Genomic DNA, 14,857 nt, shown 5'->3' with positions numbered 1-14,857 from the left:
CTCAGAAGAACGCCTGAAGCCCCGTCTGCGCGCGTCCCAGAATCAGGGCGTGGACGTCGTGCGTGCCCTCGTAGGTGTTCACGGTCTCCAGGTTCAGCATGTGCCGCATCACCTTGAACTCCTCCGAGATTCCGTTGCCCCCGTGCATGTCCCGCGCCAGCCGTGCCGCGTCCAGCGCCTTGCCGCAGTTGTTGCGCTTCATCAGCGAGATCAGCTCCGGGCTGGCGGTCCCGTCCTCCAGCATCCGCCCCAGCCGCAGGCTACCCTGAAGCCCCAGCGCCACCTCCGTCTGCATGTCGGCCAGCTTGCGCTGGAACAGCTGCGTCTGCGCCAGGGGCCGGCCGAACTGCTTGCGGTCGAGGCCGTATTCCCGCGCTGCGTGCCAGCACGCCTCGGCCGCGCCCATCACCCCCCACGAGATGCCGTAGCGCGCCCGGTTCAGGCAGCCGAACGGGCCCTTGAGACCTGAAACGTGCGGAAGCATCGCCTCTGCGGGAACCTCGACCCCCTCCATCACGATCTCGCCCGTGACGGAGGCGCGCAAGGACAGCTTGCCGCCGATCTTGGGCGCCGAGAGCCCCGGCATCCCCTTCTCCAGCAGGAAGCCCCGGATCACCCCGTCGAGCTTGGCCCAGACCACGAACAGATCCGCGATCGGCGCGTTGCTGATCCACATCTTCGTGCCGGTGATTCTGTATCCGCCGTCAACGGCCTGCGCGACGGTCTTCATCCCCCCCGGGTCGGATCCCGCGTCCGGCTCGGTCAGGCCGAAGCAGCCGATCGCCTCGCCCGAGGCGAGGGGCGGCAACCACCGCGCCTTCTGCTCCTCCGAGCCGTAGGCATGGACCGGATACATCACCAGGCTGGACTGGACCGACATCATCGAGCGGTAGCCCGAGTCGACCCGCTCGACCTCGCGCGCGACGAGGCCATAGGTCACGTAACCCGCGCCGAGGCCGCCGAACTCCTCCGGGACGGTCACGCCGAGAAGGCCCGCGCCGCCCATCAGGCGGAAGACCTCCGGGTCCGCGACCTCGTCGCGCGCGGCCTGCGCCACACGGGGCGCCAGCTCGGCCTGCGCGAACTCGCGCGCGGCGTCCCGCAGCATCCGCTCCTCCTCCGAGAGCTGGTCCTCCAGCCGGAAGGGATCGGCCCAGTCGAAGCGCCCCAGCGCCGGGCCGAAGCCGGGCGGGGTGTCGGCGGGGGTCATCAGGTTGTCCTTCATGGGCGGGCCTCCTCTCCGGCTTCGATACCACCTGCGGCCCCGCGCCGCCACGGTCGCGGTTTGACGCGGGCGATGCGCCCGGCCACGGTGGCGCCATGAAGCCCGAGAGCATCGAGTCCGTCGTCGAGACGCTTCAAGGCCAGGGCTATGTCTGCCCGCGCCCGCTGGCCACGGCCGTGTTCCTCGCGCTGCGCCTCGGCAAGCCCCTCTTCCTCGAGGGCGAGCCCGGGACCGGCAAGACGGAGATCGCGAAGGCGCTGGCCGCCGCCTTGGGCCGTGACCTGATCCGGCTCCAGTGCTACGAGGGCCTGGGCGCCGCCGAGGCCGTCTACGAATGGAACTTCGCCGCCCAGATGGTCGCCATCCGCGCCGCCGAGGCGGGGGGCGCGCCGGTCGACCCGTTCGACCCGCGCTTCCTGATTGAGCGCCCGCTCCTCCAGGCCATGCGGCCCCACGCGGGCGGCCCCCCCGTCCTCCTGATCGACGAGCTGGACCGCACGGACGCCCCCTTCGAGGCGTTCCTCCTCGAAGCCCTGTCGGACTTCGCCGTCACCATCCCCGAGCTGGGCCGGATCGAGGCCCCCGAGCCGCCCATCGTCATCCTCACCTCCAACCGCACGCGAGAGGTGCACGACGCCCTCAAGCGCCGCTGCCTCTACGCCTGGGTCGACTACCCCGACGCCGCGCGCGAGATGGCGATCCTCCACGCCCGCGCCCCCGAGGCGGCCGAGGCCCTGTCGCGCGAGGTGGTCGCCTTCGTGCAGGCCCTGCGGGCCGAGGACCTCTTCAAGAAGCCCGGCGTCGCCGAGAGCATCGACTGGGCCAAGTGCCTCCTGGCCCTCGACGTCATCGCCCTCACCCCCGAGGTCATCGCCGACACCCTGGGCGCGATCCTGAAATACCAGGACGACATCCAGAAGATCGAAGGATCGGAGGCGAAGCGGCTGCTGGAGGAGGTGCGGCGGGGGCTGGCGGCGTAAGCCTCCGGCGGAGATATTCGGACCTACGGAGAGAGGGTCATGGAGCATATTCCCCTCGACCTCCCCGACCGCCCCCGCTTGGCCGAGAACATCGGCCATTTCGCCCGCGCCCTGCGCGCCGCGGGGATGCGGGTCGGACCGGGGCAGGTGGCCGATGCTGCCCGGGCGGTGGCGGCGGGCGGCTTCACCGACCGCTCGGACTTCTTCTGGATGCTCCACGCCGTCCTCGTCCGCCGGCCGGAGGATCGCGCCGTCTTCGCGCAGGTCTTCCGCCTCTATTGGCGCGACCCCCGCTATCTCGAGCACATGATGGGCTACATGATCCCCGCCATCCGCGGCGTCGCCGAGGAGCGCGAGGCCCGGCCCGCCGAGAGGCGCGCCGCCGAGGGGCTGCTGGACGGCGTGGATCGGGTGATCCCCGACATCGCCGAGGAGGAGGGCGAGGAGATCGAGGTCCAGGCGGCCGCGACCGCCTCGGGCGAGGAGCGCCTGCGCAGCCTCGACTTCGAGCAGATGAACGCGGCCGAGATCGCGGAGGCCCGGCGCATGATCGCCCGCCTGCGCCTGCCGGTCGCGCCGCTGCCCTCCCGCCGGGACCGCGCGGCCCATCGGGGCCGTCCCGACCCCCGCGCCACCCTGCGCGCGATGGCCCGGACCGGGGGGCTCGCCACCCTGCGGCGCAAGCGGCCGGCGACGCGCTGGCCCGACCTCGTGGCGCTCTGCGACATCTCGGGTAGCATGTCCTCCTACTCCCGGATGGTGCTGCATTTCCTCCATGCGGTCGCGGCGCAGCCCGGGCCGACCTGGAACCACGTCCACGCCTTCACCTTCGGCACCCGCCTGACGAACGTCACGCGCCACCTGCGACGGCGCGACGTGGACGCCGCCCTCGCGGCCGCGGGGGCCGAGGCGCAGGACTGGGAGGGGGGGACCCGCATCGGCGAGTGCCTGGGCGACTTCAACCGCCGCTGGGGCCGGCGGGTGCTGGGGCGGGGCGCGGCCGTCCTCCTGGTGACGGACGGGCTGGAGCGGGGCGAGCCCGGCCGCCTCGCCGCGGAGATGGAGCGGCTGGCGCTCACCGCCCGGCGGGTGGTCTGGATCAACCCCTTGCTGCGCTGGGACGGGTTCGCGCCGAGGGCCGCCGGGATCCGGGCGATGCTGCCCCATGTGGACCGGCTGGTGCCCGGGCATTCGGTCGCCTCGCTAGCCGCGCTGGGCGCTGCACTGTCATCCCATGACGGCGGGGTTCCGCCGGCCCGGCCCGGCCCGGTCCTTCGATGACGGAACCGGAACGGGAACCTGCCCCCGGGCGCGGACGCTTCTCCCGCGACGTGCAGCACCACATGGAAGGCAGACCATGACCCGCAGGACCCTCTCGAGCAGCACGGCCATGATGGCCGCCCTCTCCCTCGCCGCGCCGCACGGCGCCTTCGCGCAGGAGGCCGCGACCTCCCCGGAGGACTGCCTGATCGTGGCCGAGCAGATCGCGCCCATGACCGGCGTCCAGCTTCCCGCGGACACCGCGCTGCCCGAGGGCTGCGAGTTCCTCGTCGACGCGGACGGGCTCGTGCGTCCGATCGAGGACGTGCGCGCCGAGGTCGAGGGCATGGAGGAGCCCGCCGGGCCCCCCGAGACCGACCAGGCGGAGGCCGATCAGTCCGAGGCCGACATGGTCGAACCCGAGGAGATCACCGCCGAGGCCCCTGAGGCCGAGCCCGAGGCCGAGATGTCGGCGGAGGACGAGACGACGGCGGAGATCGCCGACGAGGCCGCCGAGGAAGCGATATCCGAGGACGAGCTGGCCGAAGCCCTGGACGACGCGGCCGGGCTGGAGAGCGGCGACGTCGACGTGGAGGTCGACGGCGAGGAGATCGGAGACCTCGACGAGGTCGAGGCCGTTCCGGGCGATGCCACGCTGGAGGAGGAGACGCTCGTCGAGGATGTCGCCGAGCCGGCGAACGACGACGTGGCCGAGATCCTCGAGGAGCCCATGACCGAGGAGCCGCTGGCCGAGGAGGCCGCGCCTGAGGCGGACATGGCCATGGACGCCCCCGGGGACGCCGCCCCCGAGGAGGAGGCCGCCGACGCGGTGACGGACATCGAGGCCGACACCCCCGCCGAAGTCTCGACCGTGGAGGACGGGGACGCCGAGACGGAGACCGCCGAGACCCCGGGCGAGATGGTCTCCGAAGACGACCTGGCGGCCGCGCTCGATGCCGACGCGCAGGAGGAGGTCCCCGCCGCGGACGAGGAGGTCGCCGGCGACCTCGAGGTCCCGTCCGAGGAGGAGGCCGCCGCCCTGGAGGAGCAGATCGAGACCGCGCTGACGCCCGCGGGCGAGGTCGGCGAGGTGACGGACGTCGCCGACGTCGCGGACGTCTCGCAGCAGGACAACGAGGTCTCCGCCGAGATCGCGAACGCCGCCCCCGCGGAGGTGGCCGCGGCCGATCCCGGGGACGCCGATGTCGTCGCCAGCGAGGAGGTCGTGCTGACCCCCGAGGACGTCCAGACCTCCGACCAGGAGTTCGCCACCACCAGCGCGAGCGCTGACGAGGGCGCTGACGAGGACCGGTTCTCGAACTTCGAGCGCGCGCTCCTCCTCGGGCTCGGGGCGGTGGCGGTCGGCTCGATCGTGCAGGGTATCGGGAACGACGCCGGCACCGCCCAGGTCGTCGAGAACACCGGCGATCGGGTGGTCCTCCTGCAGGACGGCGAGCTCGTCGTGCTGAAGGACGACGACGCGGTGATCCGCCAGCCGGGCACCCGCATCTCGACCCAGGAATACGCCGACGGCTCCACCCGCACGGTCGCCACGCGCGAGGACGGCAGCCAGGTGGTGACGATCCGCTCGGCCACGGGCCAGGTCCTGCGCCGCACGCGCATCCTTGCCGACGGGACGGAGGTGGTCCTCTTCGACGACACGGTCGACGCCCCCGCGCTGACCCTGACGGAGATCGAGCGCCTGCGCGCCGCGGAGGCCGCCGCCAATACCCGCGCCGACCTGGCCGAGGACGAGGCCGCCGCCCTGCGCCGCGCGCTGGAGGCCGAGGCGGGCCTGTCCGACCGCCGCTTCACGCTGCAGCAGGTGCGGAACGTCCGGGCCGTGCGGAACCTCGTGCCGACGATCGACCTCAGCGACGTGAACTTCGCCCTGGGCAGCGCGGCGATCACCTCCGAGGAGGCGCGCGACCTCGCAGACATCGGCAACGAGATGGCCGCCGCCATCGCCCGCAACCCGAGCGAGGTGTTCCTGATCGAGGGGCACACCGACGCGACCGGCGGCGCGGCGCTGAACCTCGCCCTGTCGGACCGCCGCGCGGAATCGGTCGCCCGCGCGCTGACCGAGTATTTCGGCGTCCCACCCGAGAACATGGTCGTGCAGGGCTATGGCGAGTCGAATCTCCTGGTGCCGACCCTCGAGGCCGAGCGGGCGAACCGCCGCGCCAGCGTGCGCCGAATCACGCCGCTGCTGCAGGGCGCCTAGGACCGACCGAACCCGCAGGAAACGGGTCGAGCAGGCGGGCCGGGGAATGCCATCCCCGGCCCGTTCCACGTTTGGGAGGGCCCCATGCCGATCCGCTTCCTCTCCATACCGTCCGAGACCGCCGCCGCCCTGCGGGCCGGCGGCCCCGACGCGAACGGACAGCCGCCCGAGCGCGCCGTGTCCGATGGCCCCGGAAACCCGTGTCGACACTGCCTGCGGAACATCTCCGAGGGCGCGCCGATGCTGATTTTCGCGATCCGCCCCTTCGAGACCCTCCATCCCTATGCCGAGACCGGCCCCGCCTTCCTCCACGCCGACGCGTGCGCCCCCTTCTCGGGCGAGGGGCCGCCCCCGATCCTGGCGGAATCGCCAGACTACCTCCTGAAGGGCTACACCGCGGAGGGCCGCATCGCCTACGGGACCGGCCGGATCACCGCGCACGGGGACGTCGCCGGCTACGCCGCGGACCTGCTGGCCGGCGACCGGCTGGCCTGGGTCGACGTCCGCTCGGCGCGGAACAACTGTTGGCTGACCCGCGCCGTCCGGGCCTAGCGGCACCGCGCCCGGCGGCCTAGGCTCGCGGGATGAAGGGCGTTCCCGAGACTGCGCTGCGCTGGCACCGGGAGGGGCGGGGGGCGGCGATCGCGTTCGTCACCCGCACCTGGGGCAGCGCGCCCGTGCCGGCCGGCTCGATGCTGGCGGTGGCCGGGGACGGCGAGATGGCCGGCTCCGTCTCGGGGGGGTGCGTCGAGGGGGCGGTGGTGCTGGAGGCGCAGGACGCGCTCGCGGACGGCGCGCGGCGGCATCTGGAGTACGGGGTCCCGGACGGCGACGCCTTCGCGGTGGGCCTGGCCTGCGGCGGCACGATCCGCATCCTGGTCGAGCCGGTGGGCGGCCCCCTCTCAGAGGAAGCGCTCGCCCGCATCGTCGCCGCCCGCGCCGCCGCCCGGCCCGTGGGTTGGCGCGCCGGGCCTGACGGGCAGGGGGCTGTGATCGGCCCCGGCGACGCGCCGGAGGCCTTCGCCGCCGACCGTTCGGGCGAGGAGGACGGCGCGTTCGTCGCCGTGATGAACCCGCCCCTGCGCCTCGCGGTGGTCGGCGGGGTCCACATCGCGCAGGCCCTCGTCCCCATGGCCCGCATCGCGGGCTACGCGCCCACGGTGATCGACCCGCGCGAGGCCTTCGCCAGCGCCGCGCGGTTCCCCGGCGCGGCCCTTGTCCACGACTGGCCCGACGCGGCGATGGAGGCGTTCGCGCCCGACGCCCGCACGGCCGTGGTCCTTCTGACGCACGATCCCAAGCTGGACGATCCCGCCCTGGTCCAGGCGCTGGCGAGCACGGCTTTCTACATCGGCGCCCTCGGCTCCTCCCGGACGCATGCCTCGCGGCTGGGGCGGCTGCGGGCAGCCGGGATGGCGGAACGGGACGTCGCGCGGATCGACGCGCCCGTGGGCCTCGACATCGGGGCGCGGGGTCCGGCGGAGATCGCGGTGGCGATCCTCGGGGCCATGACGATGGCCCTGCGCCGGCCGTGAGGTTCGGGCCCGTCCCACTGGAGGAGGCCGAGGGCGCGATCCTGGCCCATTCCGTCGCGCTGCCGGAGGGGCGGCTGCGCAAGGGCAGGGTGCTGACCCCCGCCGACCTCGCCGCGCTGCGCGAGGCCGGGCAGCGGCATGTCACCGTCGCCCGCCCGGGGCCGGACGACGTGGCGGAGGACGAGGCCGCGCGCCGGCTCGGGGCGGCCGTGCGGGGGGCCGGGCTGCGGGAGGACCGCGCCGCGACGGGTCGGGTCAACCTTCGCGCGGCCGGGCCGGGCCTCCTGCGCGTCGACGCTAGCGGGTTGCACGCGCTGAACGCCGTCGACCCGGGCATCACGGTGGCCACGGCCGCGCCCTTCCACCGCTGCCGCGCGGGCGAGCTGGTCGCGACCGCCAAGATCATCCCCTACGCGGTGCCGCGCCCCGCGCTGGATCGGGCGTGCGAGGCGGGGCTGGAGGCGCTGTCGCTGCTGCCGCCGGTGATCCCGACCGCCGCGCTGATCCTGTCGGAGGTTCCGGGCGGGCCCTCCGCCTCCAAGGGCGTGCGGTCGGTGGAGGGGCGGCTGGGCGCCCTGGGCGTCGCCATGCACCCGCCGGCCTTCGTGCCGCACGACGAGGGGGCCATCGCCGCCGCGCTTCTCGTCGCGTCTGACGCGGGCGCGGGGCTGGTGCTGGTCCTGACCGCTTCGGCCACGTCGGACGCGCGGGACACCGGACCCGCCGCTCTCGTCGCGGCGGGCGGCACGCTCCATCGTTTCGGGATGCCGGTCGATCCCGGCAACCTCCTCTTCGCCGGCACGCTGCGGGGGCGCCCGGTGATCGGGCTGCCCGGCTGCGCCCGCAGCCCCGCGCCCAACGGCGCCGACTGGGTGATCGAGCGGACGATCTGCGGCGTGCCCCCGTCCCCGGGGGACATCGCCCGCATGGGCGTCGGGGGGCTCCTGAAGGAATCCCCCGCACGCGGCCGCCCGCGCGAGGGGTGAGGCTGCGACAGCATGGGGGTTCCCAGACGGGGCCCGCCCGTGCCTTACTCGCGGCAAAACAAGAACCAGAGGGAGGAACCGGATGCCCCAGGTATCCATGACCGTGAACGGCCGCGCCGTCTCGGGCGAGGTCGAGGGCCGTACCCTTCTCGTCGAGTTCCTGCGCGAGGGTTTGCGCCTGACCGGCACCCATGTGGGATGCGACACGTCCCAGTGCGGGGCTTGCGCGGTTCACGTGGATGGCAAGCTGGTCAAGGCCTGCACCGCCTTCGCCGCCGAGCTGGACGGCGCGGAGGTCACTACGATCGAGGGGATGGCGGGCGCCGACGGCTCGCTCTCGGCCGTGCAGCAGGCGTTCCAGGACTATCACGGGCTTCAGTGCGGGTTCTGCACGCCCGGCATGGTGATGGCGGGCGCCGCCCTCCTCGAGGAGAACCCCCGCCCGAGCGAGGCGGACGTCCGCCAGTACCTCGAGGGGAACATCTGCCGCTGCACGGGCTACCACAACATCGTCAAGGCGATCATGGCCGCCAGCGGCCAGGAGGTCGAACCCGTCGCCGCCGAATGACGCCGCCGGCGGCCCCATGCCGCCGCCACGCCCCGCCAAGAGGGCGCCACAGGGAGGATCGACAATGCCCAAGGACACCGGAATCGGCGCCAGCACCAAGCGGCGCGAGGACGTGCGCTTCCTGACCGGGAAGGGCCGCTACACCGACGACATCGACGTGCGCGGCCAGGCCCACGTGGTCTTCCTGCGCTCGGACGTCGCGCATGCAAGGATAGGCGGCATCGACACGTCCGAGGCCGAGGCGATGCCCGGCGTGATCCGCGTCTTCACCGGCCGAGACTTCGAGGGCGTCGGGGGGCTGCCCTGCGGCTGGCAGATCACCGACCGCCACGGCCAGCCCATGCAGGAGCCCGCGCATCCCGTCCTGGCCCAGGGCAAGGTCCGGCACGTGGGCGATCCCATCGCCGCGGTCGTCGCGGAGACGCGGCAGCAGGCCCGCGACGCCGCCGAGGCCATCATGCCCGACCTGGAGGAGCTGCCGGCCGTCATCGACATGAAGGCCGCCCTCGCCGAGGACGCCCCCAAGGTGCACGACGACCTGACGTCGAACCTCTGCTACGACTGGGGCTTCGTGGAGGAGAACAAGGCCGCGACCGACGAGGCGTTCGCCGAGGCCGCCCACGTCACCACGCTGGAGCTGGTCAACAACCGCCTGATCGCCAACCCGATGGAGCCGCGCGTCGCGGTGGGCGACTTCAACGCCGCGACGGGCGACCATACGCTCTACACCACCTCGCAGAACCCGCACGTCATCCGCCTCCTGATGGGGGCCTTCGTCCTCGGCATCCCCGAGCACAAGCTGCGCGTCGTGGCCCCCGACGTGGGCGGCGGCTTCGGCACCAAGATCTTCCATTACGCGGAGGAAGCGTTCTGCACCTTCGCCGCCAAGGCGCTGGGACGGCCGGTCAAGTGGACGTCCTCGCGCTCGGAGGCGTTCATGTCCGACGCCCATGGCCGCGACCACGTCACGAAGATCGAGCTGGCCCTGGACGCCCAGAACAACTTCACCGCCCTTCGGACCGAGACCTACGCCAACATGGGGGCCTATCTCTCGACCTTCGCGCCGAGCGTGCCGACCTGGCTGCACGGCACGCTGATGGCGGGGAACTACAGGACCCCGCTGGTCTACGTGAACGTGAAGGCCGTGTTCACCAACACCGTGCCCGTCGACGCCTATCGCGGCGCCGGCCGGCCTGAGGCGACGTTCCAGCTGGAGCGGGTGATCGACCTCGCCGCGCGCGAGCTGGGCGTCGATCCCATCGCCCTGCGCCGGCAGAACTTCATCACCGAGTTCCCCTACCAGACCCCCGTCGCGGTCGAGTACGACACCGGCGACTACGAGGGCACCATGAAGGTGCTGGAGGAGAAGGCCGACCTCGCCGGCTTCGCCGCCCGCCGGAAGGAATCCGAGGCCAAGGGCAAGATGCGCGGCCTCGGCGTGAACTGCTACATCGAAGCCTGCGGGATCGCCCCGTCAAAGCTGGTCGGCCAACTCGGCGCGCGCGCCGGCCTCTACGAGAGCGCGACCGTCCGGGTGAACGCGACCGGCGGGATCACGGTGATGACCGGCTCGCACTCCCACGGGCAGGGGCACGAGACGTCCTTCGCCCAGGTGGTCGCCGACATGATCGGCCTGCCCGAGGACATGGTCGAGATCGAGCATGGCGACACCGCCAACACCCCCATGGGCATGGGTACCTACGGCTCGCGCTCGCTCGCGGTGGGGGGCTCGGCGATGGTGCGGGCGACGGAGAAGATCGTCGCCAAGGCCAAGAAGATCGCCGCGCACCTGATGGAGGCCTCCGAGGGCGACATCGAGCTGAAGGACGGCACGTTCACCGTCGCCGGCACCGACAAGGAGGTGGCGTGGGGCGACGTGACGTTAGCCGCCTACGTGCCCCACAACTACCCCCTGGAGGAGATCGAGCCCGGCCTGGAGGAGACGGCGTTCTACGATCCCAACAACTTCACCTACCCCGCGGGCGCCTATGCCTGCGAGGTCGAGGTCGACCCCGAGACGGGGCAGGTCACGGTCGAGCGGTTCACCGCCGCCGACGACTTCGGCAACGTCGTGAACCCGATGATCGTCGAGGGGCAGGTCCATGGCGGCCTCGCCCAGGGGATCGGCCAGGCCCTGCTGGAGAGCTGCGCCTATGACGAGGAGGGGCAGCTACTTTCGGCTTCCTACATGGACTACGCCATGCCGCGGGCGCACGACCTGCCGATGTTCACGGTGGACTCGTCCTCCCGGACGCCCTGCACGCACAACCCCCTCGGGGTGAAGGGCTGCGGCGAGGCGGGGGCCATCGGGTCGCCCCCTTCGGTGGTCAACGCGGTGATCGACGCGCTCCACTCGGGCGGGCACCGTGTCGGCCACATCGACATGCCCCTGACCCCCGCGCGCGTCTGGGCCGCCATGAACGGCGCGGTGCCGAACATGGGGGCGGCCCAGCCCGCCGCCCGTACGGACGCGACGACCGAGGCGCGCTCGGTCGGCGGCCCGGCCACCCGTACCTGAGGAGGACATCATGTACGCTTTCGACATCGAGCGCCCGACCTCGCTCGCGGATGCCAAGGCCCTCCTCGCAGGCGAGGCGCAGGCGCTGGGCGGCGGGCAGACGCTGATCCCGACGCTGAAGCAGCGGCTGGCCGACCCCGGCACGCTCGTCTGCCTCTCCGGCATCGCCGAGATGAAGGGCGTGACTTCCGGACCGGACGGCGTCGCCATCGGCGGGGGCACGACCCATGCCGAGGCGGCCGAGGGGCTGAAGGACGCGATCCCCGGCCTTGCCTACCTCGCCTCGCGCATCGGCGATCCGGCGGTCCGCAACCGCGGCACCATCGGTGGCAGCCTGGCGAACGACGACCCTTCGGCTTGCTGGCCGGCTGGCGCGCTCGGCCTGGGTGCCACGATCGTCACCGACGCGCGCGAGATCGCGGCCGACGACTTCTTCCAGGGCATGTTCACCACCGCCCTGGAGGACGGCGAGATCGTCACCGCGGTCCGGTTCCCGGTCCCGGAGGCGTCCGCCTATTCCAAGATGATCCAGCCCGCCTCGCGCTTTCCGCTGGTCGCGGCGTTCGTGGCGAGGTTCCCGGACGGGGTGCGCGTCGCCATCACCGGCGCATCGGAGGACGGCGTCTTCCGCTGGCGCGAGGCCGAGGGGGCGCTGTCGGCGGACTTCTCGCCGGAGGTCGTCACGGGGCAGCCCGAGGGGCCGATGATCGCCGACCTGCACGGCACGGCCGACTACCGCCGGCATCTCTGCGCCGTGATGACCCGCCGCGCGGTCCGCGCGGCGCTGGACGGGACCGGCGGCCTCAGCTCCGCAGGGGCCTGACACGACGAAGGCCCCGCCTTTCGGACGGGGCCTTCCATGCCGGCGGATGCCGAATCCTAGTTCCGGATCGGCCCGATCATCATGACCATCTGGCGGCCTTCCGTGCGGGGAAGGGATTCCACCTTGCCCAAGCCGTCCACGTCGTCGGCCACCTTGTTCAGGAGGTCCCGCCCGAGGTTCTGATGCGCCATCTCGCGGCCCCGGAAGCGCAGCGTGACCTTCACCTTGTCGCCCGCCTCGAGGAAGCGCGTGACGTTCCGCATCTTCACGCTGTAGTCGTGCGTGTCGGTGTTGGGGCGGAACTTCACCTCCTTCACCTCGATGGTCTTCTGCTTCTTGCGGGCCTCGGATTCGCGCTTCTGCGTCTCGTACTTGAACTTGCCGAAGTCCATGATCTTGCAGACCGGCGGGCTCGCGTTCGGGCTGATCTCGACGAGGTCGAGCCCGGCCTCCTCGGCCATGGCCATGGCGCGGGCCGGCGGCACGACGCCGACGTTCTCGCCTTCCGCGCCGATGAGGCGAATCTCCGGGGCGCGGATGCGTCCGTTCACGCGGGGGCCGGTGTCCCGCGTCGGCGGGGCGTGGTGGGGTCTGCGGGCGATGGCGTTCTGTCCTCTGATCGTTGGCGGGGATCGTGTTCGAAACGAGGGCGGAAGGTAATGCGGGTGGTCGTTCTGTTCAAGCGGAGGATCGCCGCGCGCGCCGGGCCCGCCCCCTTCGCCGGTTGGTCCCTCGGCATGGCCGTGTCATGGGACATACGGCGAGCAGGAACCGCGCCGCGCGAGGCGACGTTGGGGCATCGAAACGAAGGGTCGCGAGGGCCCTGCTGCTGCCGTCGTTGAAACAGACATAGATGAGGGATGCCCAGATGGGACTTCGCCTGACCACCGCAACCGCACTGCTGATGGCGACGACCGCGCTCGTCGCCTGCGATGACGACGACGAGGTCGGCGACGCCGCCGTCGTCGACGAGGTCGAGATCGTCGATGCCGAGCCGGATGGCGACGAGGTCCTCGTCGAGGAGGAGCCCGTCATCGTCACGGAGGATGCGCCCGCCGCCGAGCCCGAGCCCGATCCGGTCATCATGACCGAGGACGCCGCCGAGCCCGTCGAGGACGGCGTCGTCGTGGTCGAGGCGCCGGTCGACGCCGAGCCCGCCGAGGAGGAGGCGGTCGTGCTCGACGAGACGGAGGAGGACCTGCCCGCCAGCATCGCCGGCGTCGAGGAGGAGCTCGACACGGACGTCGGGGCCGCGGGCGCCGAGACCCTCGCCGAAGAGCCCGAGATCGTCGTCGACGAAGTCGATAGCGCCGCAGTCGAGCGAGTCGAAGAGGAGACGGAGGCCGAGGTGCTGGCGGACGGCGCCATCGTCCAGGACGCCCCCGTGTCCGAGGCCGCCGAGGGCAACGAGCTGGCCGGCGCACCCGTTGACGAGGACGAGGCGATCACCCTGTCCAACAACGTCACCGTCCTCGACCCGGAGGAGCTTTCGTCCACGGAGGACGGGACCGACGCCGAAGCCATCGTGGCGCCCGACGCCTCCGCGCAGGCCCAGGTCGAGGAGATCGACGACGTCGCCACCGACGGGATCGATTCGCTGTCCGAGCTGGCAATGCTGGACACGGACAACGTCGTCATGGGCCCCGAGCAGATCCAGATGCTGGCGACCCTGGTGGAAGACAGCGATTCGCTGTCCGCCACGCAGAAGATCACCATCGTGAACGGCCTCGACGCGGCGCGCGACGATCCCCAGCGGCTGGCCCAGGTCCTCGAGCAGATCGTGACGCTGACCGATATCGACTGACGCCTCTTCCGAAGCGCGAACGCGAAGGGCCGCCTTGCCGGGCGGCCCTTTTCGGTCGGGTCGGACCGGGCCCTAGATGCCGTCGCCGACGAAGGCCTTCTCCAGCACGTAATCTGCCGGGTCGCTGTTGGCGCCCTCGCGCAGGCCGTATCCCTCGAGGATCTCCTTGAGATCGGTGTTCAGCCCCATCGAGCCGCAGATCATCGCCCGGTCCGTCCCCGGTTCGATCCGCTCGATCCCCAGCTCCCGCTGCACCTCGCCCGCGCGCAGAAGGTCGGTGATCCGCCCCATCTTGGGCGATTCCTCCCGCGTGGTGGTGGGATAGTAGCGCAGCCGCTCCTGCCGACCTTCCAGCAGCTCGCCCAGCATCTTGTCCGTGCGGACCCCCTCCACCAGCGCACGCCCGTACTCCAACTCGGCCACGTCGCGGCAGGTATGGGTCAGGATCACGTCGTCGAAGCGCTCGTAGGTCTCGGGATCGCGGATCAGCGAGGCGAAGGGCGCGATCCCCGTGCCGGTCGCGAACATCCAGAGGCGCCTGCCGTCCGTCAGCGCGTCGTGGACGAGGGTGCCGACCGGCTTGGGCCGCAGGATGATCTGCTCGCCCGGCTGGATGTGCTGCAGGCGGCTGGTCAGCGGCCCGTCCGGCACCTTGATCGAGTAGAACTCCAGCTCGTCGTCCCAGGAGGGCGAGGCGATCGAGTAGGCTCGCAGCAGCGGCCGCCCGTTGTCGCCCAGGAGGCCGATCATCACGAACTCGCCCGAGCGGAACCGCAGGGACGCGGGGCGCGAGCACCGGAACGAGAACAGCCGGTCGGTCCAGTGCCGGACGGAGGTGACGGTCTGGGCGTCCGGAAGGGTCGGCGCGGCGGCGGCGGGCATAGTCATCTGATTCATGTGATCTGGGGCTGCGCGCCCGCTCCTCGCATGTCTG

The 14,857-nt window shown here is 72.1% G+C and carries 13 protein-coding genes; 10 read left to right on the top strand and 3 right to left on the bottom strand.

Annotated features, from left to right (window positions below):
- Window position 1: 1 nt before the first annotated feature.
- The gene (locus tag BCF33_RS04530; protein WP_106160214.1) at window positions 2-1,210 is read right to left on the bottom strand and encodes an acyl-CoA dehydrogenase; all 1,209 of its coding nucleotides are present in this window, start codon (window positions 1,208-1,210) and stop codon (window positions 2-4) included.
- A gap of 110 nt (window positions 1,211-1,320) precedes the next feature.
- Here BCF33_RS04530 and BCF33_RS04525 point away from each other — a divergent pair, with 110 nt between their 5' ends.
- From BCF33_RS04525 to BCF33_RS04485, 9 genes are all read left to right on the top strand, one after another.
- On the top strand, window positions 1,321-2,205 hold the full coding sequence (locus tag BCF33_RS04525) for an AAA family ATPase (RefSeq protein ID WP_106159693.1): 885 nt from the start codon (window positions 1,321-1,323) through the stop codon (window positions 2,203-2,205).
- 39 nt (window positions 2,206-2,244) lie between these two features.
- Window positions 2,245-3,486, top strand: a complete 1,242-nt coding sequence (locus BCF33_RS04520) for a vWA domain-containing protein (RefSeq protein WP_106159692.1) — start codon at window positions 2,245-2,247, stop codon at window positions 3,484-3,486.
- A gap of 76 nt (window positions 3,487-3,562) precedes the next feature.
- Window positions 3,563-5,689, top strand: coding sequence for an OmpA family protein (locus BCF33_RS04515; RefSeq protein ID WP_106159691.1), 2,127 nt, complete (start codon window positions 3,563-3,565; stop codon window positions 5,687-5,689).
- An 84-nt stretch (window positions 5,690-5,773) separates the two neighbouring features.
- Window positions 5,774-6,241 (top strand): DUF1203 domain-containing protein, encoded by a 468-nt coding sequence (locus BCF33_RS04510; RefSeq protein WP_106159690.1) that lies wholly within the window; start codon window positions 5,774-5,776, stop codon window positions 6,239-6,241.
- A 32-nt stretch (window positions 6,242-6,273) separates the two neighbouring features.
- Window positions 6,274-7,224, top strand: a complete 951-nt coding sequence (locus tag BCF33_RS04505) for an XdhC family protein (RefSeq protein WP_106159689.1) — start codon at window positions 6,274-6,276, stop codon at window positions 7,222-7,224.
- Complete coding sequence (locus tag BCF33_RS04500) at window positions 7,221-8,210, top strand: molybdopterin-binding protein (RefSeq protein ID WP_106159688.1); 990 nt, start codon at window positions 7,221-7,223, stop codon at window positions 8,208-8,210. The genes BCF33_RS04505 and BCF33_RS04500 overlap by 4 nt, the downstream gene beginning before the upstream one ends.
- 82 nt (window positions 8,211-8,292) lie before the next feature.
- Window positions 8,293-8,778, top strand: coding sequence for a (2Fe-2S)-binding protein (locus tag BCF33_RS04495; RefSeq protein ID WP_106159687.1), 486 nt, complete (start codon window positions 8,293-8,295; stop codon window positions 8,776-8,778).
- Between the two features lie 64 nt (window positions 8,779-8,842).
- Entirely contained in the window at window positions 8,843-11,296 is a 2,454-nt protein-coding gene (locus BCF33_RS04490) for a xanthine dehydrogenase family protein molybdopterin-binding subunit (protein WP_106159686.1), read from the top strand.
- A 10-nt stretch (window positions 11,297-11,306) separates the two neighbouring features.
- Window positions 11,307-12,119 carry an FAD binding domain-containing protein gene (locus BCF33_RS04485; protein ID WP_106159685.1) on the top strand — a complete coding sequence of 271 codons (813 nt, stop codon included), beginning with the start codon at window positions 11,307-11,309 and terminating at the stop codon, window positions 12,117-12,119.
- Between the two features lie 56 nt (window positions 12,120-12,175).
- Here BCF33_RS04485 and infC read toward each other — a convergent pair whose 3' ends face one another.
- Window positions 12,176-12,670 carry a translation initiation factor IF-3 gene (gene infC / locus BCF33_RS04480; protein WP_245883719.1) on the bottom strand — a complete coding sequence of 165 codons (495 nt, stop codon included), beginning with the start codon at window positions 12,668-12,670 and terminating at the stop codon, window positions 12,176-12,178.
- Between the two features lie 302 nt (window positions 12,671-12,972).
- Here infC and BCF33_RS04475 point away from each other — a divergent pair, with 302 nt between their 5' ends.
- Entirely contained in the window at window positions 12,973-13,923 is a 951-nt protein-coding gene (locus BCF33_RS04475; RefSeq protein ID WP_146132780.1) for a hypothetical protein, read from the top strand.
- A 72-nt stretch (window positions 13,924-13,995) separates the two neighbouring features.
- Here the strand turns inward: BCF33_RS04475 and BCF33_RS04470 are convergent, their stop codons facing one another.
- Window positions 13,996-14,820, bottom strand: a complete 825-nt coding sequence (locus tag BCF33_RS04470) for a ferredoxin--NADP reductase (protein WP_106159682.1) — start codon at window positions 14,818-14,820, stop codon at window positions 13,996-13,998.
- Window positions 14,821-14,857 lie beyond the last annotated feature (37 nt).

The organism is Hasllibacter halocynthiae (assembly GCF_003003095.1).
Classification (GTDB): domain Bacteria; phylum Pseudomonadota; class Alphaproteobacteria; order Rhodobacterales; family Rhodobacteraceae; genus Hasllibacter; species Hasllibacter halocynthiae.
This window is presented reverse-complemented; position numbering and strand designations above follow the sequence as displayed.